Genomic DNA, 26,104 nt, shown 5'->3' with positions numbered 1-26,104 from the left:
CACGCTATGATGTCCCCTTGTTAGTCCCTAATGATCGTCTCACTGCTTTTATCATTAAAACCGATGATGCGGATCATGCCATCTCACTAGCAAAGCTTGGAGATTTTGATGCAGAACACCAAAGATTTGTCTCAAGTCACCCTTACGTGACCGGTCCACGCTTTTCTTCTGTTAACGCACAAAGTTGGAGCGCCCATCAAGATGAGGCTTTAGCTTTTCGGGTGCTCGCTGCACGCTATAGGCAAACAGAAAAGATTGTCGATTTAGGCACCTTTGACCTTGTAGACTGCTCTGATTTGCAAATACGCGCAGCCATTGAGTTGCCTTCAAGTGAGTGTTCTGTCATCTTTGAAATTGAACGAAACAATGGCACAATTTATCAACTTCTTCCCTTTCAATTGCTCAGTCTTACTGAATATATCAGTGAAAAGGTCAAGCTTCGCGCTATTCTTAAAGGCACCGAGAAACTCTCACCGGTGTTATTTGCCCCTATTCAGTTGATTGCGGGAAAAATCCATAAGGAAGCGACCTATGTCACGCGTGCTTTTGCCTTTGGTGAAAAGGCAAGGTTGACCAGCTATATCAAAACCTTTTTACCGGGTGGTGCAACCTTTTCACTGGAGATGCAACTAGATGATGGTGGTTTCACCCCTTTGAAACTTGACGAAACAGAACAACTCGCTGAACCACTTTGGACAGAACGAAAATTTGTGAGCAGTGACAAAACAGCCAAACAAGCGCGCCTCAAACTCACGCTTACCGGTGGACCTGCTGCGCGGTCCATGGTGAGTGATTTTGGCGCTGGCATATTATGAGGGAAAAACAGACATGACCAAGACAAAAAAGCTACAAATGGAATTGCCACAAGAAGGGCGTTTTATCAGTTCTGAATTCCCAATCTTGCGGGAAAACCTCACCAAGATTGATCAGGCACTAGCGGATGTTGAGGAAAAGCTAGAGAGCAAAGCGTCTACAAAGCATATGCATAGCATAAGCGAAGTCACAGACCTTGAAGCGGCTCTCAAAGGCAAAATGGCAGCAGACAAAACTTTCACTTTTGCCGATTTACGCGATATTGAAGGTGCACAGGATGCGGCTAACAATTATGTTCTCTACAAATCAAGCAATAACAACTTCACCTTTGGTAGTGCTGTCTCACTATTAGGAGCACACCAGCATAGAATTGATGATATTGTGGGTTTAGATGAATTTAGAGCCAAGCTTAACGAAGGTCTGACCAGTTATGGGCGCCTACAACAAGCCAATGAATGGCAAGGTTATAATAAGTTTACCAGCAAAGTCACCATGAGTGGTGATGTGGAACTCATAGGCAGTTCGTCGCTTAGCCTCATACACAATAACAAAGTGGTGACAAGTTTAAGCGCAACGGGAAGCACGTTGAAAGGACCGCTTAAAGTCGATGGAGAAGCTGTTTATACGAAAAGTGAAATAGATAAATTGATAGCTTTATTAAACAAAAAACCACTCGAAATTTTGATGACAGAAAGTGGTCCAGCCCCCATACCTGATGGTGTTACCGATAACACTAATATTGAAGTATGGGCATGGGGTGGTGGAGGTGGTGGCGGTAATTATAAAGGCGGCGGCGGTGGTGGAGGCGGTTGCGTACACATGAAAATAAAAGGCTCACATCTCAAAAATTCAATAACCGGAAGTCCAAGAAGAGTTGTCATTGGTCGCGGTGGTAAAGGTTTTTATACCGGTCAACCCAAGGATACTGCTGGTTCTGGTGGTTTTACATGTGCTTTAGACTTTATAACAGCAGGTGGTGGCGGTGGTGGCGCTGTTAACGGACATAATAGCACGGGCTCTTCTGGTGGCGTTCAAGGAGATTCACGTGGTGGTTATGGAGGTTATTATTCATCCAATAGCAGCAGTTCAAATGGAAGTGATGCTACTTTTAATGGCGGCGGCGGTGGTAGCTATGGAGAAAAATCAGGGGCTGGTGGAAATGGTGGCGACTCTATTTTTGGCGGCGGTGGCGGTGCTAGTGGTGATGGCACCGCACAGGGAGGTTTCAGTGGAAAAGGAGGGAAAGGAGGAAGAAGTTACAACAATAAATCTGGTGGGGGTGGTGGCTATTTCCCAGGACAAATTGGTAGCGACGGCGGTGATGGCGGGAATGGCGCTGTATTGTTTAGATTTTTTATATAGGAGTTTTTCATGGAATATGCAGTTGTTGAAAATGGTGTGGTAACAAATATTATTGTAGCCTCAGAAGATTATGTTCACGCCTTTGATGGTGAAGCGATCCCCTCAAGTGAAGCACAAATTGGCTGGACTTATAAGGACGGAGTGTTTTCTCCTCCCGTTGTTGATGAAAACACAAAACAGCTCTCATCTACTGAAATGGCAGAAATAGACGCACCCGTAGAGCTCATAAAAGAACCACAAGAGAAAGATAATCAAGTCTAGGCTATTAGGCTTTCTAGTGGAATATTGAACTGTTGGTGCAAGTTTTTAATCATGCGCAGTGTTAATTTTCTTTTACCACTCAAGATTTCATAAACGCGATTTAAATGACCAATCGCAGGAACAAGATCTTTAGCACTTAAGTTCATTTGTTCCATTCTAAATTTAATAGCCTCAATAGGATGAGGAGGAGAAACAGGATAGTGCTCTGCTTCATACGCTTCAATCAACAATACAAGAACCTCCATTTGATCAAATTCTGGAGTATTCTCTTTAGGTTGATTGTCAAACATCGTAGACACAATCTCTAAAGCTTCTTGATAATCTCTCTCTCTGTACGAATTGGTTTGATATTCATTTCTTAAATTCCTTTAAATAACACAACATTGATAACATACTATCTAAATTGTAATAGTCTTTAAAATTAATTGTAAAGGAAACTATCTATGACCACACGTAATCATAATCGCTGCCCTACTCATCCAGGAGAAGTTTTAGCTGAATCCTTAGAACATTTAAATGCAAGCAAAACCGAAATTGCTAGGATTCTTCAAATATCACGCCAGCACTTGCACGGAATTCTTAAAGGAGAACGTCCAGTTACAGCCGTAACAGCAGCTCGCATTGGTAAATTGTTAGGAAATGGACCGGCCCTCTGGCTACAGCTTCAAGCCAATTATGATGCTTGGCATGCAGAGCGTGAAATAGATGTTAGCAAAGTTCCGACACTCCATACTGCTTAATTGTATAACTCAGTCTCTAGAAACTTTTCCAAGTGGTTTTATTGTTTTAACTTCTTTAATTTTAAGTGCAATTTTACGCATGAAAGAAAGACTAAAACGCCCTTGAGGTTTTAAATCTTCAAAGTCAAACAAAGATTCGCAAGAAACAACATTAAATTCATCAACACGTACCCAAGATTGCTTTTGCAAACCCACACGTTTACATTCTATCTCAGGTACTTTTAAGCTAAATTGCAAATTAATAGGTTCTTGAGAAGTGATAGGAAACAAAAAGAAATGGCTTTCAGTTTTAACCATAACACAAGAAGGACGCGCTTTACGTCCCAAATGTTCACCTTTTTGCGCTTGTTCGTGCCATAAATAATAATATTGAACAACATCCCCTGCTTTAAACATGTTCATCACTATTCAAAATGTCATCTAAACCACGATCTAAATCGTCTAATATATTTTGCGGTGCATCTGCGTAAACAAAAGATTGTACACTAGAACGGGATTTTATTAATTCATGATATAAATCAACAGGAAGCATAATGATTTTTTCACGCCCTCGTTTTGTCAAAGCGACAGGTGTAGACATAGCCTCATCTAAAATATCGCCTGCCCCGCGGTTTACATCTGTAAAACTATATTTTTTCATATGCACATCCTATCTTTAATGTATAATACGTATTATACGTACAATATGTATTATGTAAAGATATTTTACGGCATTAACTACCTCCCCGCCTCAAGGCGAGGAGATAAAATCATGTTTTTAACTTAAGCTACTTTTGCAACAGGACTTACTAAAACTCGCTTGGCTTCTTCAACAAGCGTTTTATAATGTTTGCTCTCTTCTGCTAATGTAAAGGCTTTAACAAGATGCATGTGAAGCGGTCCATAAATATAAACAGCTTTTTCAGTAGGTCCCATTTCATCCCAGTTGCTTGGAAAATCAAAGCGTGTATCACGGTCATTATCAATTAACTGGTTTTTTAAATCATAGAAAGCTTTAACGAGGGCTTTTTTAAACGCACGCACCGTATCATTGTTACGCATATAGGTCATGAGTAGAGTGGCTTGTGGTTCGTTGAGAATAGCAACTTCTCTCTTTTGACCACCTTTACCGTCTCTTTTACTCACTTGGATTTCAAATCCAAGTGAACCAAACTCTTCAAAATCCTTACGATTATTGCGTACTAACTGTATAACTGTTTTATGCGTATTCCCCACACCCTCAGCAATTTTTAAAGAGGTTGTGACAACGATGCCATCATTGTTGATTGTCACTAAATTGTTCATGATGAACTCCTAATGGTTTTAATGTCTCTATTGACACCCCCAAGGGTGCCGGGCGTTAGAAACACGGCCATTAGTCCGTCGCTATGTCTTCCCCTCGTGAGAAGGTATTGTATAGCATAGCTACACCCGACAAAATCGTTATATGCCAATAATAGCATAAAAGACAATCAGTATTTTAAATGCATGGGAGAGATCTTACGTGACCTATCCGCTAATGGTTTAGTGTTTCTAGCACTTGTGATTCGAGTAACATGAGGGTTTATTAGTGTCAATATGCTTTTAAAAAATTATTTCACATATTGTTGTTTTCAAAGGATCGCATTTGAAATGCTACCCTTTACTATTCACTCGCATTTGAAATGTGAGTGAACCAAAATTCTTATGTTTTACTGTTTTAAAGGGTGCGATTTCAAATCCAACCCTCATTTTTCCCATTCATTTCATTAGCCAATTATTAAAAGGAGCATAAAGTATGGCAACAGGTTTTTTACACGGTGTTGAAGTCGTTGAAGTTGACGACGGCACCCGCCCCCTTCGCGCCGTTCAATCGGCAGTTATCGGAATTGTTGGCACAGCACCCGATGCCGATGAACAAGCATTTCCCCTCAACACACCCGTTTTGGTAACGGGCTCTCTTTCACAAACTGCAAAACTGGATACAACAGGTAAACGACGCGGCACTTTACCCAATGCCCTTGATCTTATTTTCAAGCAAGTGGGGGCTATTGTCGTTGTCGTACGCGTGCAAGAAGGTGACAACGAAAATGCAACACTCACCAATGTTCTAGGCGGTGTGAACGCAAATGGTGCTTATGAAGGCGTCCATGCTTTGATTGGAGCACAATCCATTGTGGGACAAACACCACGCATTCTCATCGCTCCAGGCTTTACACACAAACGCCCTATCAGTCTTAGCAAGATTGATGTGACGAACCAAGGAAGTGGTTACACTCAAGCAACTGTTAAAATTGCCGGCGGTGCAGAAGCAGAAGCAATCCTGAAAGATGGAAAAGTAACTTCTGTTGTCATTAAGAACGGTGGCTTTGATTATCACACCGCCCCAAATGTGACGATTGAAGGGGATGGCACTGGAGCGACAGCCAAAGCCGAAATCAGTGCAACCTCTAATCCTGTAGCAGCAGAACTGATTGGCATTGCCGAGCGTTTGCGCGCCATTGTGGTGCTTGATGCACCAAACACGACAGATGAAGCAGCACTTAGTACGGCAAAGGATTTTGATTCAAAACGCGCCATTCTCATTGACCCGTTTGTAAAGGTAAATCGTGATGGAAAGATCATAGAACAGCCGGCAAGTGCAGCGGTTGCTGGTATCATTGCCAAAACGGATTTTACCCATGGCTTTTGGCATTCCCCTTCCAATAAAGTGATCAATGGCATTGTAGGAACTGCGCGCCCCATTGATTTTTCCATTGGGGACAGATCAAGCCGCGCTAACCTTCTTAACGAACAAAACATCACAACCATTATTCGGGAAAACGGCTATCGCCTCTGGGGTAATCGCACCCTTTCAAGTGATACAAAATTTGCTTTCTTATCGGTGGTGCGCACCGCGGATATGATCAATGATGCTATTTTGCGCGGACATCTATGGGCTGTCGACCGCAATATCAAAAAAAACTACATGAGTGACGTGAGTGAAAGCGTCAATGCCTATTTGCGTGATTTAAAAGCACAAGGTGCCATTCTTGGTGGGCGCTGTACGCCTGATCTAGAGCTTAATACAGCAAGCGCCATTGAGAGCGGCAAAGTCTATTTCAATGTCGAATTCACCCCCACAACACCTGCAGAACATATCACGTTCCGTTCACGCATTGTGAATGATTACTTAGAGGAGATCTTTTAATGACCGTACCTGTTTTACCCAGAGTCTTGAAATATTTTAACATTTTTGTCGACGGCATTCCCTATCAGGCAAAATGTGAAAGTGTCACCCTACCGAATTTGAGTTTGGTTGTTGAAAGTTATCGCGGGGGTGGCATGGATAGCTCCATTGAAGTTGACCTTGGTCTTGAAACCCTCACGCTTAGCATGACCATTTCTGATTGCTCTCCAGAGTTGATGGCACTCTTAGGGCGCACCGATGTCAACATTTCATTGCGCAGTTCAATGCAAGCTCAAGGCACCCCCGCAGAAGGTGTTGTCATTACCATGAGAGGGCTTTGCAAAGGCTTTGAAATGGCAGAATGGCAACCGGGAGGAAAAGCAACTTCTACGGCTACATTCACATTGCAGTATTTCAAATATGTCCAGAAGGACGTTGAAATCGTTGAGATAGATGTCCTCAACTTGGTGAGAAAATTCAATGGCGTCAATCAACTCGCAGACCATAAAAACAATTTAGGATTATAAAAATGACACTACAAAAAAATGTTACATATCAATTGCTTGAACCTCTCACATTTGAAGGAAAAGAGCACACCACAATTACTTTACGGCGCCCCAAAACAAAAGATTTGCAAGCAATCGACAAAAAAGAAGGTATAGAGCAGACAATCGCTATGATCGCGCGCCTTTCTGAATGGCCGCATGAGGTTATCAGCGAACTCGACATCAATGATTTGACAAATATTGGAGAGATCTTGGAGTCTTTTATCAAACGGCGGGAAACCTAGACTGGGAAACCGCCGCAAAACTCATAGCCGATATTGCTATTGAGTTCCATTGGTCCCTTTCAGACATGATGGAAATGGAACCACAAGAACTCATATTCTGGCGAAACCAAGCAGCAGAAAGGTGTAAGACAAAATGAGTGAAAAAGTCGCCGATGCAAAGGTAAAATTGTCTCTTGAAGATAAACTCACGGCACCTCTCAAACGTGTTCAAAAACAATTTGATACATTGTCAAAAACACTCTCACATAGATTGGGTATTCCCCGCTTTTCTGCTGCTGTTAAAAATATGACAAAAAGCCTCCATGGCGTTCAAAATGCTCTTAGCACAGCGGCAAGTCGTGCTTCGGTCTTTACCGGTGTCTTAGGGCTTGCCGGGGGTGGTCTTGTGGCAAGTGTGACCGCCCTCACCATGAAAACCATGCATCTGGGAGATAGTCTTTATCACGCATCACACCATTTAAATATGAGTGTTACGGCACTTCAATTATGGGGTGATGCAGCCGATAATTCAGGCACTTCTGCCGAGCTTTTTCAACAATCCTTAGCGGTTTTAAATAGGCGTTCAGCACAAGCATATGCCGGACAAAAAAGAGGCATGATGGGTTTTGAAGCGCTTGGCATTTCTGTCAAAAACACTTCTGGAAAACTCAAATCCACTTCTGTCTTGTTAGAAGAAATTACCGACAAGATGAGTAAGATGAAAAGCCAAGCACAAAGACAGCATATTGCCGCTCTGCTGTTTGGGGGTGATGGTAAAGAAATGGCGACCATGCTTGCACAAGGCATGGCGCCTATCAAAGAACTGTTTGCAAAGGCGCGGAAAGGAAAATGGCTCATAGGCGCCGATGTTGCACGCTATGCAGCAGATTTGAGTGACAAGCTTGGTGCTTTTAAGAAAAAAATAGGCGGTATCGCGAGCTTTATTGGCGCCCGTTTTATGCCCGTCATCAATGATATGATTGACGGTTTTTCAAAGTTGATTGATGAAAACCGTGATCTCATTCAAACAACCGTTGCGAGCTGGGCAAAAACCTTAAAAAAAGTCCTTAATGATTTGCTTAATCCTACCTCTGATTTAAGAAAAAGCATCAGTGATCTCACAGAGAAAATTAAAAGCTGGTTCCAATGGCTAGAACCATTGATTGGTGAAATAACCCTCTTTAAGGTGGGGCTTGTAGCTCTTGGTTCCTTCATTTTTGGTCCACTCATTGCCGCATTAGCAGCCGTGGGAACAGCGTTTGTTAGCCTTGGTATCACAATTATGACGACACCTATCGGTTGGTTAATGGGTGGCATTGCAGCGCTCTTTGTCCTCTATCAATATTGGGACAAACTCAATGGTTGGGTAGCAGCATCTTTAGCCGCGGTTGGGGCAGTTCTTGTAGCGTCACTTATTCCAGCAATAACCGCCGTTGGTTCTGCTTTTATATCGCTTGGTATTGCCATCATGACAACCCCCATAGGCTGGATAATGGCTGGTATTGCAGCCCTTATTGGAATTGGATATCTGCTTTATAAAAATTGGGATACGGTCATGAATTTCTTACGAAATTTGTTGAGTTCTTTGGCTAATTTATGCAGTAACGTTTTCAATAACCTCTTGACGCTCTTTAAAAACTTTTCACCACTCTCTTGGATTGCGACAAAAATCAATGAACTCATTAAATGGTTGCTTGGCGTTGATTTAATGGAAGTAGGCTCCAATCTTATTAATGGGCTTTGGGAGGGCATCAAAAGCAAATGGAATGCTCTGTATAACGGTTTTGGCAATATGATGAATAAATTAACCAGTTGGATGCCAAACTGGGTGAAAGAAAAGTTAGGGTTTAATGTCTCAATAGATAAGACTTCAACGCAGACCATTAAAACCTTTACTGATGAAACTAAAACACGAGCAAAAAGAATGCTGGATACAGCAGTGGTTACAAATACCCCCCCTGAAAAACGCAAGAGTGGCTTTAATACAAGCGTAGTCGAAACAGGACAAATGCAGGCTACAAATGCAAAAGTGGGCGCCTTCAAAGCTCCCAAGCCCATTACCGTTCATAAGCCGGTAGAAGTAGATGCCCGCGTGATGATTTCAAATTTAAATATTTCTGTCCCCAATGGTCTCAAGGACGAAATCAGAGACGCAGTCAATCAAGCCCTTGAACGCTATGCCAAGCAGCAACGCTTGGCTATAGCCTCTAGCCTTTCGGATTAAGCGCCATGATGTTAGCTTTGGGTGGTTTTATCTTTTCCATTGAAACAGCTGCTTATCAAACCCTTGACATGTCTTATGGCATTCCATGGGTCGAGCAAGGGCGATTGGGGCGCAAAGCAGCGCTTCAATTGCCTGCCCTTGCAAATGCAGAGTTTTCTTTAACTGGGGTGATCTATCCAGATTTTAAAGGCGGTCACGGACAAATCGAGTATTTGCGACAAATGGCGCATAATGGTCCTCATATCCTTGTAACCGGTCAGGGGAAAATTTTAGGCAAGTTTGTTATCCTTTCTGTAGAGGAAAAACAAAGCATTTTTCACTATAACGGGTCCCCCAAAAAACAAGAATTTACGATAAAGTTGAGAGAATATGGTGAAGAGCTATGAGTGATCTTTACGTAACAAAAGAAGGTGATATGGTTGACGCCATTTGCTGGAGATATTATGCAAAGGGTCAACAAGCCCTTGCTGTTGAACGCGTTTATGCAGCAAATTTTGGTCTTGCAGACTATGGACCCATTTTAAAAGCAGGCATCACAATCGTTTTGCCAACCCTCCCCTATCCTAAAGCCACACCGGTGATTAGAATTTGGGGTAGCCAGTCATGAAACCTTTTTGCACAGTGATGGCAAATGGAGAGGACATCACAAGAACGCTGATGGACTATGTTTTGTCGATTGAAATTACCGATGAAGCAGAAGACAAAAGTGACCGCATTACCATAGAGCTTGATGACCGCGCCCGTGACAGTGATAACGGCTTTCTTGATATTCCTCTCATCGGAACAATCATTTCTGTCACACTTGGCTATGAAGGCGGCAAAAACCGCGATATGGGAGCCTATCTGATTGATGAAATCTCTGTAAGCAGCCCGCCTCAAAGCCTAAGCGTGACCGGACGCGCCGCCTCTATGAATACGTCTTATAGAACACCCAAAAGCCAATCCTATCACCAACAAACCCTTGGCAGTATTGTTCAAGAGATAGCAGAGCGCAATGGCTATACACCAAAAGTTGACCCTGCTCTTGCTAAAATTGTTGTGCGTCACATTGATCAAACTTCTGAAAGCGATATGGCTTTTGCCACGCGCCTTGCAGAAGACTATGATGCGGTAGCAAAACCCGTTGATGGCAAGCTTGTTTTGGCTAGACGGGGGGAAGGCAAAGCCATCACTGGTGAAACACTCCCCGTTGTTATTATCCATGAAAAACTCTGTACCTCTTGGGATTTTAAATACAGTGCGCGTGATGAAGCAGGAGCAGCAAACGGCTTAGCAACAGAGGCAGGAGATGATCAAAAAGCCGCCGCTGATGCACGAGAGCCAGAGGAAATTGAAGAAGGCGAAGATGTTATCCATATGGACGAAAATGACGCCCCCAATTTGCCTAAAGTAGAGACGGAAGCCAAAACACCTGAAAATCAAGAGCAAGAAGAAGAGAAAAAAGGCGGTGTTATCGCAAGCTATCATGATATTCGCACTGGTGAAAAAAAAGAAGTCAAAGTTGGTAAAGCACCGTTTCATGAACTCAAATATACCTACCACAATCAATCAGAAGCTGTTGCAGCCATTGCGGCTTATCGCAATAAATCATCGCGTGGGAAATCTTCTTTCTCATGTGATATTGGTGGTGATCCCTTTGTACAAGCGGAAGCAAAGCTTGTTCAAGAGCCCCCTTTCCGCCCCTATATTCCAGCAGAATGGCGCATCAAAAGTGTTAAGCACAAACTTGATAAAACAGGTGGTTACACCACAAAAATAGAGTGTGAACTTTTTGATGAAGCCCAAGAAAACACAGCTGGAAACGTTGCAAACACCACACCAGACAAAGATGATACCCTTGACCCAAACGCCCCACCTAACGCATGTGATGAAGGCGAAGGCGTCATCCATATGGACGAGGAAGACAGATAAGTCAAATTAGCAAAAATGCAAAAAATCTCAAAAGCCGCTTGACAATGTGGCGACAATATGAATAATCGAATCAGGTGCCTAGAAAACACCTTAAAATACCAAGCGGATTGATTGCCGAAATAATCAATCTTCTGAACATTAAAGATTTTGACTCATTATATGCTGTGGCATATAAAGATCTTGTCGGGTGTAGTTACGCTATACAATACCCTTTTGGGAAAAGCATAACGACGGACTTGGTACCGTGTTTTCTAGCACCCGGCACTCTTCATAGAGTGTCAATAGAAAACCTCTATTACCAAGGAGTTCACATGAACACTCTTATAGAAATTAGAGAACAGGTTATTGATCAGGAAACTGTTCAAACTGTTAACGCTCGTGATTTGCATGCGTTTTTAGAGATAAAAGCCCGCTTTAATGATTGGATTAAAAATCGCATCAACAAATATAATTTATTAGAAAATCAGGATTATTTAGTTTTCACCAATTTTGGGGAAAACCTCCAAGGTGGTCGTCCCTCTAAAGATTATCATCTCACCTTAAGCGTAGCCAAAGAGCTCTCTATGCTTGAAAATAATAAGAAAGGTAGAAAAGCTCGTTTATACTTTATCGAATGTGAAAGACGGTTAAAACAAGTAGCAACACCACAGATTGACTACTCCAAACCCGAAGCATTACTTGGCGTCTTGAATCATTTACAAAGTCAAATTGAGCAGAAAGATCATGTTATTGCAGAATTAGCACCAAAAGCAGAGGCACTTGAGGGTCTAAAACGTTCTGATGGTCTGTTTGGTCTTATCGAAGCAGCAAAGATGTTAGAGGTACGACCAAAGGATTTAGCTGATTACTTTTATAAAAACATTACATTGCCACTTGACAATATTGCGACAATATGAATAATCGAATCAGGTGCCTAAGAAACACCTTGATAGCAAGCGGATTGATTGTCGAAATAATCAGTTTTCCGCACATTAAAAAGCTTTGACTCATTGTATGTTACACGCATATAATGACTTTGTCGGGTGTAGTTACGCTATAAAATACCCTTTTGGGAAAAGCATAACGGCGGACTTGCTACCGTGTTTCTTAACACCCGACACTCTTGTAGAGTGTCAATAAGAAACCTCTAAGTAGCAAGGAGTTCTTTATGAACAATCTCATAGAAACTAAAGAAAGCACTGCTAATAGTGCTACCACTCGGACTATGTCTAGTCGTGAAATTGCTGATTTGTGTAAAAAGCAGCACGCACATATTATGCGTGATATCAAGAAAATGCTTGAAGAACTTAACGGCTCCAAATTTGGATTGGTTGATTTTATCGGTACTTACGTTGATGCAAAAGGTGAAAGCCGCCCTTGTTATAACTTACCTAAGCGTGAATGTTTAATTCTCGTATCTGGTTACAGTACTGCTTTACGTGCTAAAATCATTGACCGTTGGCAAGAATTGGAAAGACAAATAACAACACCACAAGTTGACTATTCCAAACCCGAAGCATTACTTGGTGTTTTGAATCACTTACAAAGTCAAATTGAGCAGAAAGATCATGTTATTGCAGAATTAGCTCCAAAAGCTGAAGCTTTGGAAGGTCTAAAGCGTTCTGATGGTTTGTTTGGTCTTATCGAAGCAGCAAAGATGTTGGAGGTACGACCAAAGGATTTAACGGATTACTTGCGTAAACATGATTGGGTCTATCGACGGGCTCCAGGGGCGCCTCTGTTACCTTATCAGGATAAAATCAAGAAAGGATTCATGGACTGCCCTGCTATCACCATTCAAAGACCAGATGGTACAGAGAAGGTGCTCCCTTCAACAAAAATTACCTCCAGAGGATTAGCATGCTTAAGAGAGCAAATTCATGGAGGTGTGCAATGAATACCAGTGTCGACTTTTTATGTAATTTGTGGATGGCATTATCTCAATTTTCTAGACGTGAGAATATGAGCGATAAAGATTGTACTGCTCTGGTTGATACTATGAGTGTAATAGAAAAGGTTTTGATTTTAAAACTTCAGAATGAGGTTCCAAGTATGCTTAAAATCTTAACAGTTCTAACAGATTTTGGAGCTTCCGAACTGCCACATAGCATGGATTCTTTGTTGAAAGCTTACGAACCAAATTTAGAGAACCCTATTAGAAAAGTTGCTTAAGTAAAATATATGCCCCTTTCCCACTTCAAAGGTGGGGAGGTGGTTAAGATGCTTCTTCTAAAGCTTTCTGCTCCTTACAATTCTTTTGAATAGGTGTTAAACTCATTTGCAAATCTAAAGCACTCAAAACACTAAGAAAAGTAGAAAGGCGTGGATCACCTTTATCGCTTAAAGAACGATAAAGAGACTCTCTTGATAGCCCTGTATTTTGGGCGATTTTACTCATTCCTTGGTTTTTCGCTATTATACCAAGAGCATGGGCAAGATACTTACTATCTTTGCTTTCAAGAGCATCTTCTAAAAGAATCCTTTGTGTCTCAGGTGTCTTGAAATATTCACTTGTATCAAATTTAGTAATTTCCATGTTTCATTTCCTTTACTAATTGAAGAGCTTTTTCGATATCTTTTTGTTGTGTAGATTTATCACCCGCATTTAATAACAAAATGATTTGTTTACCTTGTTTTACAAAATAGATTCTATAGCCAGGACCATGATGTATTTTTAACTCTCCAATTCCACGGAAAAATTTTACATTTCCAAGAAATCCCGTTTCTATTCTTGCTATCCGTTTAACAATATGCGCTTGCGCAATCTCATCTTTTAAAGAATCTAGCCATTTTATAAAATGCTCTGTTTTGTATACTGTAAACATTTGTAACTTATAAGATACAATTATTACAATGTCAAATACATTCTTTTGTTCCAATGAAAAAGCGACATGAAGCTTAACCAAGCTATCTTTCCGAATGAGAAAGATGTCAATTTTTTTAATCCAGCTCTGCTTTTTGCGGAGCTTTTTTTATGGAGAAGCATATGCGAAAAATATCATCAGAAGGACTTGCACTTATCAAACAATGGGAAGGTTTGCGTTTAAACGCCTATAAAGATGCCATTGGGGTGTGGACAATAGGTTATGGACATACAAACAGTGCTGGAAAACCTTTTATTTACGAAGGCATGACAATCACTGAAAAGCAAGCAGAAGAACTTCTTTGCCAAGACTTAAGACAATTTGAAAATGCTGTTGAACGCGCTGTTACAGTTTCATTAACAGATGAACAATTCGCGGCGTTAGTGTCCTTTTGCTATAATGTAGGAACAGGAGCCTTTTGTAACTCGACACTGTTAAAAAAGCTCAATCAAGGTGAATATGAAGCTGTCCCTGCCGAGCTACAGAAATGGACCAAAGCAGGCGGTAAGCGTCTTGAAGGTCTCGCACACCGGCGTGCAGCAGAAACAGGCTTATGGGCGAAAGGGGCTTTTGTTTCCTCCAATTATCAAACAGTAGAAACGCAAGCACCAACGGGGGTTTTCAAAGCCGAAGCTCTTGCACCGATTATTGGTTCTTTTTCAGGGCTTGGAGGCTTATTAGCAGGCAATGGTCCAGTGCAATGGGCGCTCGCCACTATCATGGTTTTAGCCGCATGTGCTGGCATTTTCTTTGTTGCTAAACGTTTTCAGGAACACCGCCTATGATCTTATGGATGAAAAGAAATCTGCTGTTAACAGGCGCGGCTTTAGCCGCTTTTTTTATGGCTTTGGCAAAAGCTTTTACCCTTGGAAAAAAGGCAGAACGGCAAAAGCAAACAGAAAAAACCTTAAAGGCAGCAACAACACGGCTGGAGGTGGAAAATGAAGTTAATCAGAAAAATGATACTGATGTGCGTACTGCTCTCTCTCGTTGGTTGCGGGACAAATAAGTATGTCTCTTGTGTTGGTTGGTTGCCAATTTATTTAGAGAGGCAAGATGTTAACGTCATCAGTTCCAATTTAGCAAGAGAGATCTTAAAGCATAACAAGCAGGGTGAACGTGTGTGTGGGTGGAAACATGGCTAGAAAAAGAACACAAGACGATATAGAACTTACAGAAGGAGAAAAAGAAATACTTCAAGAAATCATCATGACCTACAAAAGTGTAAAAGTGATGTCTCGTTATACGAAATGGATTGTACTCATTATAATCTTATTAGCGCTTGATTTTTCACGTATTATGGACGCATTGGTAAGTGTTTTTACACAAAAACCAAATATCCGACTCTAAATACATTCTGAGATGTGCGAAACTGTTTAGCAAATGAATTGTCAATTTCGCGCGCCTCACAGATGCGAGAGATAATATCGTTTTACACATCTCAAACAGTGGTTTTCAAAAGCTGAAAGCCTTATCCTCTCCCCGCTTTTGAAACGGGGAGATGAGTCATGTCGTTTACTTAAGCAGCTTTCGTAACAGATCTTGCTAAAACCCGCTTAGCTTCTTTAATGAGAGCTTTATATTTTCTATTCTCTTCATCCACTCTAAAAGCGTCAATAAGACGAACATGGATTGGACCTAAAAGATACAAAGCTTTTTCACCAGCACTCATACCCTCCCAGTAACTTGGCAAATCAAAGCGTGTATCATTATCATAATCAACAGATTGGCTTTTTAACTTTTTTTCACACTCGATAAAGTAACGACGGGCCTGTCTACCTTTCTCATTGCGTTCAACCATTGAAAGTTCTTTAGCCATGTCTAAGGTAAGGTGATAATCTATTGCTGTAATAGCTCTAGATTTTGCGCTCCCCAATTTTGGGGACCGCAAATCTTGTGTTTTTATAAAATCACTACCCTCTTCAAATTTATACTGATGAATGCGATCTTTAATCCAGGTAGAAAAATCTTTCCCTATTTCCAAAAACGCATGCAAATCACGAGCGTTTACCGTTTGAACAGTTTCCTGATCAACGATTTTTTCTTTAATTTCTATAAGCGTGTTCATAATGAACTCCTATGTGTTTAAATGTCTTCTATTGACACTCTAGAAGAGCGCCGGGTGCTAGAAAACACGGCACATAGCCCGTCGTTATGCCTTCCCCAAAAGGGTATTGTATAGCATAACCACACCCGGCAAAGCCATTATATGTGTGTAACATACAATGAGTCAAAGCCTTTAATGTGCTGAGAAAAGATTGTATCGGCAATCTATCCGCTATGTGTCTAAGGTGTTTTCTAGGCACCTGCTTCGACAATAGACACATTGTTATAATCCTGTCAAGTATCTCCTGTTATAAATGCAGCCCACTGTTCCAAGAGAGCATGGCGTTGTTCTAAAAAATCTGTCCGCATATAAGCTTTTGTCACTGAACTCCCAACTGAATGTGCAAGAACAGTTTCGGCAATCTCAAAGGGTGTTGACGTTGTCTCTGCTATCCAATCCCGTAAGCTGGAACGAAAACCATGGGGACGATAAGTCAAACCACAAATTGTCATATATTTTGCCATGCTTGCATCAGAAATTGGTTTGCCGGTAAGACCAGAAAAGAGAAAACCATTTTTTTCAAAGGGAAGAGATTTTTCAATCACTTTTAAAGCTTCATTACTCAATGGCACGCGAAAATCTGAAACTTTCCCTACAATACCCTTCATATTTTCTTTGGGTATCGTCCATATATCTTTATCTATTTGTTCAAGACGCAAATAGCGCAATGGATATGACCGTACCCCCGTCAAAATAAGCAACTTCAGTGCTAAATTTGAAAGAATCTTATCATCTAAATTCTGATAAAATGCCGGAACTTCTTGCCATGGCATAGCAGGAATATTTGTTGGTGTAGTACGGGGCTTTCCCAAAAGGGCGCGTGCTTTCATACAAGCTTGTAGATCAACTTCCAAACCAAGAGCCGCCGCATATTTCAAGCAAATGTTAATACGGTTTAACGCTTTTCGTGCTGTATCTGCTTTTTCATGCCAAAGGGGCGCAAGAACATTGCGAATGATATTAGCCGTTAATTTTTCTATAGAGAGGCTGCCTATGTGTGGAATAACGTGCAATTCCAGCGGAGAAAACCAACGCCCATTTTTGCCTTCATTTTTTAACTCTGCTTTTTTACTTTCAAAAGCCGCAATTGCAATCTCACTGAATATGTTGCTTTGCTGTTTTAAAACGGTTTGTTCTCGAAAGACAATAGGGTCATTGCCTTCTCTGAGAATAGCACTATAATGCTTGGCAAGTTCGCGCGCTTCTTTCAGAGAAAGTTGTGCGACTGGACCAAGCCCCATTTCACGGCGTTTGTTATGGTATGTATAACGAAAGAACCAAGAGCGCGTATTGTCTTTTCGAACATTCAACCATAGCCCTGCTCCATCACAGTATTTACCTTGAGAAGCAGACTTGACAAGCAATGCTGATAATCTATGAATCCCCCTCACTTAATTTCCCTTCTCGTCCACCTTTTCACACATTGCTCGTCCACCTTTTTGGGTCCACCTTTTAGACCACCTTAATTTTTTGATTTGAGATTTTTTCTTTAATTCTTAATTTTTTTATTGGAACATAAAAAATTATAGACATCAATATGCTCTTGCACATATTTACATAACTTGATTCTTGTTGCTAAAGCCTGATTCGCTCTCTGGGGGCACCATATGTTTTTTAATTACGTGTAGCTTTTCATTTTCCGAGTGTTTTTAAATTCAAGAGAAGGTAGAGGTGAGCGTGAATTTACAAAATATGTTATTTTTATCAAACTTCTTTTTAATACTTTAAATTCAGCTAATTTCTACCAAGGAAAATATTAAAGTTTAAGTTTCTAATGAATATACTAACAACTTCATAACATTGGTAAAATTATCCGGCGGGCTATTATTAAAAGAATCAGAAAGTTTTTTGTAAAATTCTTTCCACAAACATTTTTTTCAATAAAGCCACCTAATTCATCAGCCTTAACTTTAGCAAAGACATAAGGCATGTGTTTCATTTATTAAAGCAAATTCTTTTCTTTAAAAAGGTTGTAGCCTTCTATCTAACAGCGTTTTTGCTGTAAAATTCAAATTATCTATCTGCTCAACTAAAGAACTTTTATTGTTTAGCTTTTGTGCTTTTTTCAAAGAGATGTGGACTTTCAAGAATAAGCTTTTCTCGTGCTTTTTGTAACTGTTTAATGACTTCATCAATCTTTGACGGAGAACAAAAAGATTCTTGGCTATTCAACAAATGCAGCCTCTCCTTTCCCTCATATAAACATTGCATCTGAGATTGAAGTATTCTAACTTCTTGAAAAAAAAGACGTCCTGTTTCCTTAAAACCATTATTAAGTGCAAAAAGTTGATCAGAAATAGATAGCAGAATTTGTTTTAAAAAACGCTCATTTTCTTGGCGTTTACGATATTCTAAAATAAGAGCATGGCTTATTTCATCTAACTGTTTTTTTGTAGAATCAATTTGACGCAATAAATTTGGTTTTTCCCCCATATCACCTTTTCTCACCTTCACAAGCATAGCATGAATGTCTAATAACTTAATTGCGGAATGAGATAAATAATCAACAACTGTAGGCGTATTAACATAGCGTTTCCGTGCAATCATCACAAACTCACCTAATGACTGTTTTTTACATTCATCCCGCTATTTATTTTTCATTTTACAAGACCATTCTAAAGAAAGTGCTAAAAAATATTACCTCCAATACATTATTCGATGGAGCCCTTTCTCTCTTTTCACGATCAACGTGGAATCCGTGGAGAGAGAAAACGTACAGGTGTATAAAGGATAAGATGTGTTGTTTTTTCCAACACACTACTACCATCAGCAAGAAGGGCTTGACTAGGTGACAATTCTGTACCTTGCATAATTGTGGAAGCCAAAGAACCTTCTCGAGAAAGAGCCATCAACGTTGGCGAAGATGCAAAGACATTGTGTGCTCCCCCATCCACATGAGAAAAATCAAGAACAGCTATTCCATTTTTACGCAACATTTCGATATCTGAGCCATCGCCCACACGATGATGTCCACCCGTAAGACGTCCTGAAACGGCAAGAGCTTTATCCGCTCTGGATACTAAAATAGCGGTTGGCTGCGGGAGTTTTTTTATATCATTAAGTTGGCGCTCAAATACATCAACATCAATATCTGGTGCAGCCATTAATAAACTTGTAATACGACGAATAGGCCTATATTTTCCCTGTAACGCTAACGTTCTAAATGCTTCCATTATAACAAAATTGCCCATAGAATGTGCAATAACCGAAATTTGATCAGCATTGGTTTCACTAATAAGTGTTAAAAGCTCTATCAATCCGTCACGGGCAAAATTAGCACTGTCACGATCATAAATATAAAGAGGAACTGATCCGGCCGAAGGCCAAGAATAATGCACAGCGACAACATTTAAAGAATAATCGTGTGTAAACTGTGCTGTACGAAATGTACCATCTGCAAAATTATTATTATACCCATGGATAAAAAGAAAAATTTCTCTTTTTCCTTTTGGCTTTTTTGCTAAAGCAGCATTTAATTGCTGTTTAAACTGTTCTTTATTATCGTATTTTTGCAATGCTACTGCTGCAAAATACTTATCATGCGTAGGTTTATAGGCATTTATTTCAACAACTCCCTTTACATGTTGCTGAGGAATTCCTACGTCAACGCGATTATAATGAACTTTATTTGATCGCTCTGCACCATAAGGTTGAGCGTAATTATTTTGCATCATACGACTTGTTGCAACATACACTGGAACGATGGCTTTTGGAGAAACTGGTTTCCCTTCAACTTCCCTTTCTACGGCAGTCATAGAAGGTGTTGCATGTACCCCATGCCAAAGTACAGCACGTGAATCACTACACGCTGATAATAAAGAAATACAAATAAGAAGTGTTAAATATCTCAGAATCATTATACTTCTCACTGCAACTTAACCCCACCTTATAAAAATATAACATTTCAAATGCATAGATAAAGTAATAAAAAACGAAACATTATTGGCAACACACCAACAAATAACATACAAAAAAGATTTTTCTATAATGCCTATAAATCCCCTCTCTCTAACATAACTTCATCTCATTATGGAGAAACTCACTGCTAACTGGTGCGGTCGAGAAGACTCGAACTTCCACGGGTTGCCCCACAGCGACCTCAACGCTGCGCGTCTACCAATTCCGCCACGACCGCACGTGGAAAGAAAAAACCTTGGTTTTTAGCCTTTAACAAATCATAAAGAAAGGTACAAGCCAATTTTCTTTTTCTCATAATTTATTTTATCCGGATGTTTTATAACTTAATAGAGATTACGAGAAATATGGGCTTTACTATGACCTTTGAACCATCATCATAAAATGTTCTTGTGCCGCTTGATCTTTTTCATAATAACCATGAAAGTTTTTTGTAATTGTTGTAGAGCCCTGTTTTTGGATTCCTCTCATAGCCATACACATGTGCTCAGCCTCAATCAATACTGCGACACCATGAGGCTTCAGATACGTTTTTAACGCGTGAGCCACTTGCGCTGTCATAGCTTCTTGAGTTTGTAAACGACGAGAAAAAATATCTACAACACGTACAATTTTTGAAAGACCAACAATTTTTGTATTAGGAAGATATGCTATATGTGCTTTCCCAATAATTGGGATCATGTGATGCTCACAGTGTGAATAAAAAGATATATTCTTTACGATTACGGCTTCATTGTATCCTGAAACCTCTTCAAAAACTGTACCTAAGGTTTCTTTAACCGATTGACTATAACCATTAAAAAGCTCGCGATATGCCTTGGCTATACGTTTTGGAGTATCTAAAAGCCCTTCTCTATTTGGATTTTCCCCTATCCATAAGAGTAATGTACGAATCGCCTCTTCCACCTCTTCAATACTCGGACGCTTTTCTTCAGATAAATTTGTGTCCTCTTTAACAACATTACGCATTCAAAAACTCCAAGCTTATTCTATACAAAGCATTTGCTCCATACCTATCTCATTTTGTATAATCTCTATATAAGCGAATTAAAAGTTTAAACAATCACGACTCTCAAAATTTCAGGCAATAGCGCATGATTGATACTATCTATAATGATAAAATACTTAAATATGCTGCACATATAGGCAAAATTGGGCGTCTTAATAATCCTGATGCAACATCAAGAAAACATGCACACCTTTGTGGTTCGACAATCACTGTAGATTTAAAAGTGGAAAATGGTATTATTACCGATTTTGCTCACGAAATACATGCATGTGTGCTAGGGCAAGCTTCAGCTTCACTTTTAGCATCTCATATCATCGGACAAACAACTCAAGATCTTAAAATATTGCGTGAAGTTATCTACCAAATGCTAACGCAAAATGGTCCTTCTCCTCAAGCTCCATTTGAGGATTTTTCTTGCTTACAGCCCATTAAAGACTATAAAGTGCGCCATGCAGCAACACTACTACCCTTTGATGCAACGATAGACTGCATTCAAAAAATTGAAGAAAAATAAATGTTCAAATCACAATCTAGACAAAAAAAGTTGACTCGGAATTACACAGGCACTTGGCAAAAGACACCCGGACGATTATTGGGTATTTTCTTAATACGTTTCTATCAAATAACACTTTCGAGTCTTATAGGCAATCAATGTCGCCATGCCCCGACTTGTTCAGAATATACATATGAAGCGATTGCACGCCATGGGCTTTGGGCTGGTGCATGGATGGGACTCTTTCGTATCATGCGTTGTGGGCCCTTTGGAACAGATGGCTTTGATCCAGTCCCTCCATCACTTGGAAATTCTTGCTGTTTTTATAAACCTTGGCGTTACTGGAAAATTTCTGACAAACACAATAAATAATCCTTTTCTTTTTTTATATGTACTGATAGAAAGATTAGTCTATAAGTTTTTTACTTAGTCACGAAACCATCCGCAATCGTTGGCGGAATTGGACTTAAAGGGTGTTTTTATGTCTTGCTCTATTTCTCTTTCTTTTCCTGACGGCTCAAAACATAATTACCCCCCCGAAATGACAGGCTTGGAATTAGCAGAATCTATTTCTAAATCACTTGCAAAAAAAGCAGTCGCCTATAGTCTTGATGGCATCACGCGAGACTTATCGGATCCATTGGGACAATCTGGTCAAGTAGAGATTATTACCCGAGAAGACTCACGCGCTCTTGAGCTCATAAGGCATGATTGCGCCCATGTCCTTGCTGAAGCAGTGCAAGAGCTCTTTCCTGAAACGCAAGTAACAATAGGTCCTGTCATTGAAAATGGATTCTATTATGATTTTGCACGCCAACAACCTTTCACATTAGATGATCTCACTGTCATTGAAAAGAAAATGCGTGAAATTATCCAACGCAATAAACCTTTTAGAAAAGAAATTTGGTCTCGTGAAAAAGCGAGAAGAGTTTTTTCTGAGAAAAAGGAATTTTATAAAGTTGAACTTATTGATAGCATTCCTGAAAATCAAGATTTAAAAGTTTATTATCAAGGAGAGTGGTTTGATCTTTGTCGCGGACCGCACATGCAATCTACAGGGCAAATTGGGAATGCTTTCAAATTAATGAAAGTTGCAGGCGCTTATTGGCGTGGCGATGCCAATAATCCAATGCTCACGAGAATTTATGGAACAGCATTTGCAAATGAAAATGACTTAAAAGCCTACCTCCATATGCTAGAAGAAGCTGAAAAACGTGATCATCGCCGTTTGGGACGTGAAATGGACTTATTTCACTTTCAAGAAGAAGGGCCAGGAATGATTTTTTGGCACAAAAAAGGCTGGAAAATGTTCCAAAATTTGATCAACTATATGCGTAGGCGCCTTGATGATCATCAATATGCTGAAGTTAATGCGCCACAAGTTCTCGATAGGTCACTTTGGGAAATATCTGGCCATTGGGGCTGGTATAAGGAGAACATGTTCAAAGCAATTCCAGCAGTAGAAAATTCAGATCATAGGAATGTTTATGCTCTTAAACCAATGAATTGCCCTGGTCATGTGCAAATTTTTAAACATGGTTTAAAATCTTATCGTGATTTGCCTATTAGACTTGCTGAATTTGGACTTGTTCATCGTTATGAGCCTTCAGGCTCTTTACATGGTCTTATGCGTGTGCGTGGTTTTACACAAGATGATGCGCATATTTTTTGTACTGATGAACAATTAGCCGATGAATGTCTCAGTATTAATGATCTTATTTTATCAACTTATGCTGATTTTGGTTTTAAAGAAATCAGTCTTAAGCTTTCAACACGTCCAGAAAAACGAGTTGGATCTGATGCATTATGGGATCACGCAGAAAGTATCATGGAATCTGTCCTTAAAACGATTGAAACAAAATTTGCAGGACAAATCAAAACAAGCATCCTTCCAGGTGAAGGAGCATTTTATGGTCCAAAATTTGAATATACATTAAAGGATGCTATCGGTCGTGAATGGCAATGTGGAACAACACAAATAGACTTTAATCTCCCTGAACGTTTTGGTGCATTCTATATTGATAAAGATTCAGAAAAACGTCAACCTGTTATGATCCACCGTGCTATTTTTGGATCAATGGAGCGTTTCCTTGGTATATTAATCGAAAACTTTGCTGGACATATGCCACTTTGGCTTGCTCCTGAACAAATTGTTGTTGCAACAATTACATCCGAAGCAAATGAATATGCCCAAAAAATAACAGCAAAACTTAAAGCTACTGGGCTTTCCGCAACAATAGATCTCCGCAATGAAAAAATTAACTATAAAATACGAGAACATTCTTTACAAAAAGTCCCCGTAATTTTGGTATGTGGCAAACGTGAAGCTGAAACAAATAGCGTAAATATGCGCCGCTTAGGAAGTACAAATCAAACCCTTTTATCTGTAGAAGATGTAATTAAACAACTCTCAAATGAGGCAACACCTCCAGATTTGCAACGCGTAATAAATGCGTAATATCACAGAAAATTGTAATACGTTAATTTTTTACTATAAATCTTCAGTTTTTGTACAAAATGAAATAATTTGATATTGTAGTGTGTTTTTGTTTCATGCACAATGACCTATCATCAGAAAGAATAACGGCTCTTTCTCTACAAGGTAGATTGGTGAAAAAATTGAATGTAAGCTATGAGCTTGTTTAAATGAAAAAATCATAGCCAATTGAATATTAATAATAACATTAATCTTTTACCTTTATAATGAAAAGATTCTGCTATTATCATGGATAGATCATTACAATAATGATAGCAATATCAAGCAAGAAAACTGGAAACAAGATTATATTTATTAATAAAAAATATGTAAAATTACCTAAACAATGATATGTCTTATTCATAAGATAAGCCCTTATAAAAAAGACAAGATATTGATTTATAATCATAATATATCGTTATTCATATTAAATAAAGCTTTGAATATCATAGGATTCTCTTATTTTAAATATGTTTATGTTGAATCTATCAAAATCATTTGCTTGCACCAAACAAGCGGAATAAATGTGTGGATAAAAATTATTGAGAAAGGACTTTTAAAATGCCTACAATGAACCGCCTAAAGTGCTAAGGATCGTTGCAATCATTGAGGACAGACTATAACTATAATGATGATGCCGACTTGCTCCTTCATAAATGTAAAAATAGCGACATTCAGCAGAGTTTACCATTATATCATTCACGAAGAATCATGGCAAAATAAGCTTAAGAAACATCTCTTTAAAACAAGCACATGAATCGGTAAGCCAACGGCATTCTACATCCCGCAATCTACACTGATGAGATATTGCCTTAATTTTTATAAAGCTAAATCAAAGAAAAATGGCAAAACTCAGCGTTTATTCTTTTTCCTCTTCATATTTTACCAAATTAAAAACTCTTATAAAAAACTCGTTAAATATACACATACGGTACATGACCTCTCGTTGAACGTATTAAATTCTGAGCACATCCATAAAACGTCTAAATATCTACGAAACACATATAAAATAAAAAATATTATTATTATCGTGCTCTATCAAGAACACGCTTACATTCAATGAGTTCAAACAAAATTTCTTGTAACAATGCTTTATCAGTTTTGTCTTTGTAAAGATTCAAAGAACCGACAGATGTTTCTCCCTCATTCCTCATGAAGCTCAAAAGCCCAAAAGAAGATTTTTTAGGCTTATTGCTTGCATTTTCAGAAGTTTGTCCTGCATGTTTCTTCTCTATGACCACATTCATAGCATCAAGATCACCATTACCCAATGCAGTCACAAAAGCAACACCATTTTCTTTCAAAAGGCGTTGCACACCTTTTATCGTATAACCCTGATCATATAGTAACTGCTTAATACCATTGAGCAAATCAACATCGACCGGACGATAATAGCGCCTTCCTCCCCCACGTTTCATTGGTTTAATCTGCCTAAAACGTGTTTCCCAAAATCTTAAGACATGCTGCGGAAGCTCCAATAACTCCGCTACTTCGCTAATTGTGCGAAAAGCATCAGAGCTTTTATCCATTTCGTAACACCTTATTTAAAACAAAATAAATTACTTTACAATGACTCATTCTGTTTCAATTTCTCAACAAAATTAGTCAAAAATAAGACCATCATTGACACCTTACTCACCAGTCTTTTTCTAAAAAACAAAGACTTTTATTTTATACATTTCTTTAACAAATACCAAACATACCATGGCATTTATTTATGAGATATCATTTTTTCTGTTTTGCACGATGCGAATCTAAAATTCTCTGTTTAAGAACATTGGCAGCCTTAAACGTCACAACACGTCGCGGCGGAATAGGTGCTTCAACACCTGTTTTTGGATTGCGTCCAACACGTTCATTTTTACTGCGAACCTGAAAAGTTGCAAAAGAAGATAATTTAACCGCTTCACCTCTTACAAGTGAGTTGCAAATCTCATCCAAAACCAATTCGACTAAAGCTGCTGATTCAGTATGTGACAAGCCCACTCTTTTACAAACTACGCTCGCTAAATCTGCACGCGTTACTGTCTTACTTGTCATTATAACCACCTATT

The 26,104-nt window shown here is 39.5% G+C and carries 34 protein-coding genes, 1 tRNA gene and 1 pseudogene; 22 read left to right on the top strand and 14 right to left on the bottom strand.

From position 1 onward, the window contains the following. From ACFINA_RS06770 to ACFINA_RS06760, 3 genes and pseudogenes are all read left to right on the top strand, one after another. Positions 1-815, top strand: a pseudogene (locus ACFINA_RS06770) (DUF4815 domain-containing protein); the annotation flags it as partial. Positions 816-828: 13 nt separating this feature from the next. Next, positions 829-2,175 (top strand): Bgr_08870 family protein, encoded by a 1,347-nt coding sequence (locus tag ACFINA_RS06765; RefSeq protein ID WP_375614640.1) that lies wholly within the window; start codon positions 829-831, stop codon positions 2,173-2,175. Positions 2,176-2,184: 9 nt separating this feature from the next. Beyond that, entirely contained in the window at positions 2,185-2,436 is a 252-nt protein-coding gene (locus ACFINA_RS06760; protein WP_375614641.1) for a hypothetical protein, read from the top strand. Here the strand turns inward: ACFINA_RS06760 and ACFINA_RS06755 are convergent. Continuing rightward, positions 2,433-2,726 carry a type II toxin-antitoxin system HigA family antitoxin gene (locus ACFINA_RS06755; RefSeq protein ID WP_375614642.1) on the bottom strand — a complete coding sequence of 98 codons (294 nt, stop codon included), beginning with the start codon at positions 2,724-2,726 and terminating at the stop codon, positions 2,433-2,435. The genes ACFINA_RS06760 and ACFINA_RS06755 overlap by 4 nt on opposite strands. 153 nt (positions 2,727-2,879) lie before the next feature. On the opposite strand from ACFINA_RS06755, the gene ACFINA_RS06750 reads away from it, so the two are divergent. Beyond that, complete coding sequence (locus ACFINA_RS06750; protein ID WP_375615283.1) at positions 2,880-3,176, top strand: HigA family addiction module antitoxin; 297 nt, start codon at positions 2,880-2,882, stop codon at positions 3,174-3,176. Positions 3,177-3,185: 9 nt separating this feature from the next. On the opposite strand, the gene ACFINA_RS06745 is transcribed toward ACFINA_RS06750, so the two are convergent. From ACFINA_RS06745 to ACFINA_RS06735, 3 genes are all read right to left on the bottom strand, one after another. Continuing rightward, the gene (locus ACFINA_RS06745; RefSeq protein WP_375614644.1) at positions 3,186-3,572 is read right to left on the bottom strand and encodes a hypothetical protein; all 387 of its coding nucleotides are present in this window, start codon (positions 3,570-3,572) and stop codon (positions 3,186-3,188) included. After that, positions 3,565-3,816: a type II toxin-antitoxin system prevent-host-death family antitoxin gene (locus ACFINA_RS06740; RefSeq protein ID WP_375607138.1), complete on the bottom strand. Its 252-nt coding sequence runs from the start codon at positions 3,814-3,816 to the stop codon at positions 3,565-3,567. Before ACFINA_RS06740 ends, ACFINA_RS06745 begins: the two co-directional genes overlap by 8 nt. Before the next feature lie 122 nt (positions 3,817-3,938). Next, positions 3,939-4,460: a Rha family transcriptional regulator gene (locus ACFINA_RS06735; protein WP_375615282.1), complete on the bottom strand. Its 522-nt coding sequence runs from the start codon at positions 4,458-4,460 to the stop codon at positions 3,939-3,941. 472 nt (positions 4,461-4,932) lie between these two features. Here ACFINA_RS06735 and ACFINA_RS06730 point away from each other — a divergent pair, with 472 nt between their 5' ends. The 11 genes from ACFINA_RS06730 to ACFINA_RS06680 all read left to right on the top strand — a co-directional run bounded on the left by ACFINA_RS06730 (position 4,933) and on the right by ACFINA_RS06680 (position 13,358). After that, on the top strand, positions 4,933-6,324 hold the full coding sequence (locus tag ACFINA_RS06730) for a phage tail sheath subtilisin-like domain-containing protein (RefSeq protein WP_375615281.1): 1,392 nt from the start codon (positions 4,933-4,935) through the stop codon (positions 6,322-6,324). Further along, on the top strand, positions 6,324-6,830 hold the full coding sequence (locus ACFINA_RS06725; protein ID WP_375615280.1) for a phage major tail tube protein: 507 nt from the start codon (positions 6,324-6,326) through the stop codon (positions 6,828-6,830). Before ACFINA_RS06730 ends, ACFINA_RS06725 begins: the two co-directional genes overlap by 1 nt. 2 nt (positions 6,831-6,832) lie before the next feature. Beyond that, entirely contained in the window at positions 6,833-7,093 is a 261-nt protein-coding gene (locus ACFINA_RS06720; RefSeq protein WP_375615279.1) for a phage tail assembly protein, read from the top strand. 23 nt (positions 7,094-7,116) lie between these two features. Then, entirely contained in the window at positions 7,117-7,230 is a 114-nt protein-coding gene (locus ACFINA_RS06715; protein ID WP_375615285.1) for a GpE family phage tail protein, read from the top strand. Further along, positions 7,227-9,296: a phage tail tape measure protein gene (locus tag ACFINA_RS06710; RefSeq protein ID WP_375615278.1), complete on the top strand. Its 2,070-nt coding sequence runs from the start codon at positions 7,227-7,229 to the stop codon at positions 9,294-9,296. The genes ACFINA_RS06715 and ACFINA_RS06710 overlap by 4 nt, the downstream gene beginning before the upstream one ends. 5 nt (positions 9,297-9,301) lie before the next feature. Beyond that, positions 9,302-9,682, top strand: a complete 381-nt coding sequence (locus tag ACFINA_RS06705; RefSeq protein ID WP_375615277.1) for a phage tail protein — start codon at positions 9,302-9,304, stop codon at positions 9,680-9,682. Beyond that, positions 9,679-9,903 (top strand): tail protein X, encoded by a 225-nt coding sequence (locus ACFINA_RS06700; RefSeq protein ID WP_039760481.1) that lies wholly within the window; start codon positions 9,679-9,681, stop codon positions 9,901-9,903. Before ACFINA_RS06705 ends, ACFINA_RS06700 begins: the two co-directional genes overlap by 4 nt. Continuing rightward, positions 9,900-11,207, top strand: coding sequence for a contractile injection system protein, VgrG/Pvc8 family (locus ACFINA_RS06695; RefSeq protein ID WP_375615276.1), 1,308 nt, complete (start codon positions 9,900-9,902; stop codon positions 11,205-11,207). Before ACFINA_RS06700 ends, ACFINA_RS06695 begins: the two co-directional genes overlap by 4 nt. Positions 11,208-11,518: 311 nt before the next feature. Beyond that, positions 11,519-12,103 (top strand): antA/AntB antirepressor family protein, encoded by a 585-nt coding sequence (locus ACFINA_RS06690; RefSeq protein ID WP_375615275.1) that lies wholly within the window; start codon positions 11,519-11,521, stop codon positions 12,101-12,103. A 251-nt stretch (positions 12,104-12,354) separates the two neighbouring features. Beyond that, positions 12,355-13,083 (top strand): phage antirepressor KilAC domain-containing protein, encoded by a 729-nt coding sequence (locus tag ACFINA_RS06685; protein ID WP_375614650.1) that lies wholly within the window; start codon positions 12,355-12,357, stop codon positions 13,081-13,083. Continuing rightward, the gene (locus ACFINA_RS06680) at positions 13,080-13,358 is read left to right on the top strand and encodes a hypothetical protein (RefSeq protein ID WP_375615274.1); all 279 of its coding nucleotides are present in this window, start codon (positions 13,080-13,082) and stop codon (positions 13,356-13,358) included. The genes ACFINA_RS06685 and ACFINA_RS06680 overlap by 4 nt, the downstream gene beginning before the upstream one ends. 43 nt (positions 13,359-13,401) lie before the next feature. Here the strand turns inward: ACFINA_RS06680 and ACFINA_RS06675 are convergent, their stop codons facing one another. Both ACFINA_RS06675 and ACFINA_RS06670 read right to left on the bottom strand, forming a co-directional pair. Continuing rightward, positions 13,402-13,722, bottom strand: a complete 321-nt coding sequence (locus ACFINA_RS06675; RefSeq protein ID WP_011180241.1) for an addiction module antidote protein — start codon at positions 13,720-13,722, stop codon at positions 13,402-13,404. After that, positions 13,709-14,011 carry a type II toxin-antitoxin system RelE/ParE family toxin gene (locus tag ACFINA_RS06670; RefSeq protein WP_212113015.1) on the bottom strand — a complete coding sequence of 101 codons (303 nt, stop codon included), beginning with the start codon at positions 14,009-14,011 and terminating at the stop codon, positions 13,709-13,711. The genes ACFINA_RS06675 and ACFINA_RS06670 overlap by 14 nt, the downstream gene beginning before the upstream one ends. Before the next feature lie 161 nt (positions 14,012-14,172). Between ACFINA_RS06670 and ACFINA_RS06665 the strand changes: the two genes are divergently transcribed. Genes ACFINA_RS06665 through ACFINA_RS06650 form a run of 4 tightly spaced genes read left to right on the top strand, consistent with a single transcriptional unit; the run spans position 14,173 to position 15,400 of the window. Continuing rightward, a complete protein-coding gene (locus ACFINA_RS06665; protein WP_375614652.1) occupies positions 14,173-14,835 on the top strand; it encodes a lysozyme in 663 nt (220 codons plus the stop codon). Continuing rightward, complete coding sequence (locus ACFINA_RS06660; RefSeq protein WP_375607125.1) at positions 14,832-15,059, top strand: hypothetical protein; 228 nt, start codon at positions 14,832-14,834, stop codon at positions 15,057-15,059. Before ACFINA_RS06665 ends, ACFINA_RS06660 begins: the two co-directional genes overlap by 4 nt. Next, entirely contained in the window at positions 14,992-15,195 is a 204-nt protein-coding gene (locus ACFINA_RS06655) for a hypothetical protein (protein WP_375607124.1), read from the top strand. Before ACFINA_RS06660 ends, ACFINA_RS06655 begins: the two co-directional genes overlap by 68 nt. Next, positions 15,188-15,400, top strand: a complete 213-nt coding sequence (locus tag ACFINA_RS06650) for a hypothetical protein (RefSeq protein ID WP_375614653.1) — start codon at positions 15,188-15,190, stop codon at positions 15,398-15,400. The genes ACFINA_RS06655 and ACFINA_RS06650 overlap by 8 nt, the downstream gene beginning before the upstream one ends. Positions 15,401-15,569: 169 nt before the next feature. Here the strand turns inward: ACFINA_RS06650 and ACFINA_RS06645 are convergent, their stop codons facing one another. The 6 genes from ACFINA_RS06645 to folE all read right to left on the bottom strand — a co-directional run bounded on the left by ACFINA_RS06645 (position 15,570) and on the right by folE (position 21,041). Further along, positions 15,570-16,118 carry an antA/AntB antirepressor family protein gene (locus ACFINA_RS06645; RefSeq protein ID WP_375614654.1) on the bottom strand — a complete coding sequence of 183 codons (549 nt, stop codon included), beginning with the start codon at positions 16,116-16,118 and terminating at the stop codon, positions 15,570-15,572. Positions 16,119-16,390: 272 nt separating this feature from the next. Next, the gene (locus ACFINA_RS06640; RefSeq protein WP_375614655.1) at positions 16,391-17,548 is read right to left on the bottom strand and encodes a tyrosine-type recombinase/integrase; all 1,158 of its coding nucleotides are present in this window, start codon (positions 17,546-17,548) and stop codon (positions 16,391-16,393) included. A 649-nt stretch (positions 17,549-18,197) separates the two neighbouring features. Then, the gene (locus ACFINA_RS06635; RefSeq protein WP_015856440.1) at positions 18,198-18,704 is read right to left on the bottom strand and encodes a hypothetical protein; all 507 of its coding nucleotides are present in this window, start codon (positions 18,702-18,704) and stop codon (positions 18,198-18,200) included. 137 nt (positions 18,705-18,841) lie between these two features. Further along, positions 18,842-20,014, bottom strand: a complete 1,173-nt coding sequence (locus ACFINA_RS06630; protein WP_375607121.1) for an alpha/beta hydrolase — start codon at positions 20,012-20,014, stop codon at positions 18,842-18,844. A gap of 193 nt (positions 20,015-20,207) precedes the next feature. Further along, a tRNA-Leu gene (locus ACFINA_RS06625) sits at positions 20,208-20,292 on the bottom strand. Between the two features lie 137 nt (positions 20,293-20,429). Further along, complete coding sequence (folE, locus tag ACFINA_RS06620; protein WP_375615273.1) at positions 20,430-21,041, bottom strand: GTP cyclohydrolase I FolE; 612 nt, start codon at positions 21,039-21,041, stop codon at positions 20,430-20,432. A gap of 125 nt (positions 21,042-21,166) precedes the next feature. Between folE and ACFINA_RS06615 the strand changes: the two genes are divergently transcribed. The 3 genes from ACFINA_RS06615 (at position 21,167) to thrS (ending at position 24,032) form a co-directional block, all read left to right on the top strand. Next, entirely contained in the window at positions 21,167-21,595 is a 429-nt protein-coding gene (locus tag ACFINA_RS06615; protein ID WP_375607119.1) for an iron-sulfur cluster assembly scaffold protein, read from the top strand. Continuing rightward, positions 21,596-21,946 carry a membrane protein insertion efficiency factor YidD gene (gene yidD / locus ACFINA_RS06610; protein ID WP_375607118.1) on the top strand — a complete coding sequence of 117 codons (351 nt, stop codon included), beginning with the start codon at positions 21,596-21,598 and terminating at the stop codon, positions 21,944-21,946. It abuts the gene before it with no gap. A 109-nt stretch (positions 21,947-22,055) separates the two neighbouring features. Next, positions 22,056-24,032 (top strand): threonine--tRNA ligase, encoded by a 1,977-nt coding sequence (gene thrS / locus ACFINA_RS06605; RefSeq protein ID WP_375615272.1) that lies wholly within the window; start codon positions 22,056-22,058, stop codon positions 24,030-24,032. Between the two features lie 1,043 nt (positions 24,033-25,075). On the opposite strand, the gene ACFINA_RS06600 is transcribed toward thrS, so the two are convergent. Continuing rightward, a complete protein-coding gene (locus tag ACFINA_RS06600; RefSeq protein ID WP_375615271.1) occupies positions 25,076-25,579 on the bottom strand; it encodes a MerR family transcriptional regulator in 504 nt (167 codons plus the stop codon). Between the two features lie 196 nt (positions 25,580-25,775). Then, positions 25,776-26,090: an integration host factor subunit alpha gene (locus ACFINA_RS06595; RefSeq protein WP_273791377.1), complete on the bottom strand. Its 315-nt coding sequence runs from the start codon at positions 26,088-26,090 to the stop codon at positions 25,776-25,778. Positions 26,091-26,104 lie beyond the last annotated feature (14 nt).

The sequence above is a fragment of the Bartonella sp. AC10YNML genome (assembly GCF_042196825.1).
In the GTDB taxonomy this organism is placed as follows: Bacteria; Pseudomonadota; Alphaproteobacteria; order Rhizobiales; family Rhizobiaceae; genus Bartonella.
The sequence above is the reverse complement of the archived record's forward strand: the minus strand, read 5'-3'. Positions and strand labels throughout refer to the sequence as shown.

Coding starts and splice junctions, on each gene's coding strand:
- yidD (WP_375607118.1), top strand. CDS start 21,596: ATGTTCAAATCACAATCTAGACAAAAAAAGTTGACTCGGAATTACACA.
- ACFINA_RS06645 (WP_375614654.1), bottom strand. CDS start 16,118: ATGAACACGCTTATAGAAATTAAAGAAAAAATCGTTGATCAGGAAACT.
- ACFINA_RS06710 (WP_375615278.1), top strand. CDS start 7,227: ATGAGTGAAAAAGTCGCCGATGCAAAGGTAAAATTGTCTCTTGAAGAT.
- ACFINA_RS06675 (WP_011180241.1), bottom strand. CDS start 13,722: ATGGAAATTACTAAATTTGATACAAGTGAATATTTCAAGACACCTGAG.
- ACFINA_RS06755 (WP_375614642.1), bottom strand. CDS start 2,726: ATGTTTGACAATCAACCTAAAGAGAATACTCCAGAATTTGATCAAATG.
- folE (WP_375615273.1), bottom strand. CDS start 21,041: ATGCGTAATGTTGTTAAAGAGGACACAAATTTATCTGAAGAAAAGCGT.
- ACFINA_RS06700 (WP_039760481.1), top strand. CDS start 9,679: ATGAGTGATCTTTACGTAACAAAAGAAGGTGATATGGTTGACGCCATT.
- ACFINA_RS06705 (WP_375615277.1), top strand. CDS start 9,302: ATGATGTTAGCTTTGGGTGGTTTTATCTTTTCCATTGAAACAGCTGCT.
- ACFINA_RS06735 (WP_375615282.1), bottom strand. CDS start 4,460: ATGAACAATTTAGTGACAATCAACAATGATGGCATCGTTGTCACAACC.
- thrS (WP_375615272.1), top strand. CDS start 22,056: ATGTCTTGCTCTATTTCTCTTTCTTTTCCTGACGGCTCAAAACATAAT.
- ACFINA_RS06600 (WP_375615271.1), bottom strand. CDS start 25,579: ATGGATAAAAGCTCTGATGCTTTTCGCACAATTAGCGAAGTAGCGGAG.
- ACFINA_RS06725 (WP_375615280.1), top strand. CDS start 6,324: ATGACCGTACCTGTTTTACCCAGAGTCTTGAAATATTTTAACATTTTT.
- ACFINA_RS06720 (WP_375615279.1), top strand. CDS start 6,833: ATGACACTACAAAAAAATGTTACATATCAATTGCTTGAACCTCTCACA.
- ACFINA_RS06595 (WP_273791377.1), bottom strand. CDS start 26,090: ATGACAAGTAAGACAGTAACGCGTGCAGATTTAGCGAGCGTAGTTTGT.
- ACFINA_RS06635 (WP_015856440.1), bottom strand. CDS start 18,704: ATGATTGCACGGAAACGCTATGTTAATACGCCTACAGTTGTTGATTAT.
- ACFINA_RS06650 (WP_375614653.1), top strand. CDS start 15,188: ATGGCTAGAAAAAGAACACAAGACGATATAGAACTTACAGAAGGAGAA.
- ACFINA_RS06745 (WP_375614644.1), bottom strand. CDS start 3,572: ATGTTTAAAGCAGGGGATGTTGTTCAATATTATTATTTATGGCACGAA.
- ACFINA_RS06660 (WP_375607125.1), top strand. CDS start 14,832: ATGATCTTATGGATGAAAAGAAATCTGCTGTTAACAGGCGCGGCTTTA.
- ACFINA_RS06680 (WP_375615274.1), top strand. CDS start 13,080: ATGAATACCAGTGTCGACTTTTTATGTAATTTGTGGATGGCATTATCT.
- ACFINA_RS06750 (WP_375615283.1), top strand. CDS start 2,880: ATGACCACACGTAATCATAATCGCTGCCCTACTCATCCAGGAGAAGTT.
- ACFINA_RS06655 (WP_375607124.1), top strand. CDS start 14,992: ATGAAGTTAATCAGAAAAATGATACTGATGTGCGTACTGCTCTCTCTC.
- ACFINA_RS06740 (WP_375607138.1), bottom strand. CDS start 3,816: ATGAAAAAATATAGTTTTACAGATGTAAACCGCGGGGCAGGCGATATT.
- ACFINA_RS06630 (WP_375607121.1), bottom strand. CDS start 20,014: ATGATTCTGAGATATTTAACACTTCTTATTTGTATTTCTTTATTATCA.
- ACFINA_RS06760 (WP_375614641.1), top strand. CDS start 2,185: ATGGAATATGCAGTTGTTGAAAATGGTGTGGTAACAAATATTATTGTA.
- ACFINA_RS06765 (WP_375614640.1), top strand. CDS start 829: ATGACCAAGACAAAAAAGCTACAAATGGAATTGCCACAAGAAGGGCGT.
- ACFINA_RS06695 (WP_375615276.1), top strand. CDS start 9,900: ATGAAACCTTTTTGCACAGTGATGGCAAATGGAGAGGACATCACAAGA.
- ACFINA_RS06685 (WP_375614650.1), top strand. CDS start 12,355: ATGAACAATCTCATAGAAACTAAAGAAAGCACTGCTAATAGTGCTACC.
- ACFINA_RS06615 (WP_375607119.1), top strand. CDS start 21,167: ATGATTGATACTATCTATAATGATAAAATACTTAAATATGCTGCACAT.
- ACFINA_RS06670 (WP_212113015.1), bottom strand. CDS start 14,011: ATGTTTACAGTATACAAAACAGAGCATTTTATAAAATGGCTAGATTCT.
- ACFINA_RS06730 (WP_375615281.1), top strand. CDS start 4,933: ATGGCAACAGGTTTTTTACACGGTGTTGAAGTCGTTGAAGTTGACGAC.
- ACFINA_RS06690 (WP_375615275.1), top strand. CDS start 11,519: ATGAACACTCTTATAGAAATTAGAGAACAGGTTATTGATCAGGAAACT.
- ACFINA_RS06665 (WP_375614652.1), top strand. CDS start 14,173: ATGCGAAAAATATCATCAGAAGGACTTGCACTTATCAAACAATGGGAA.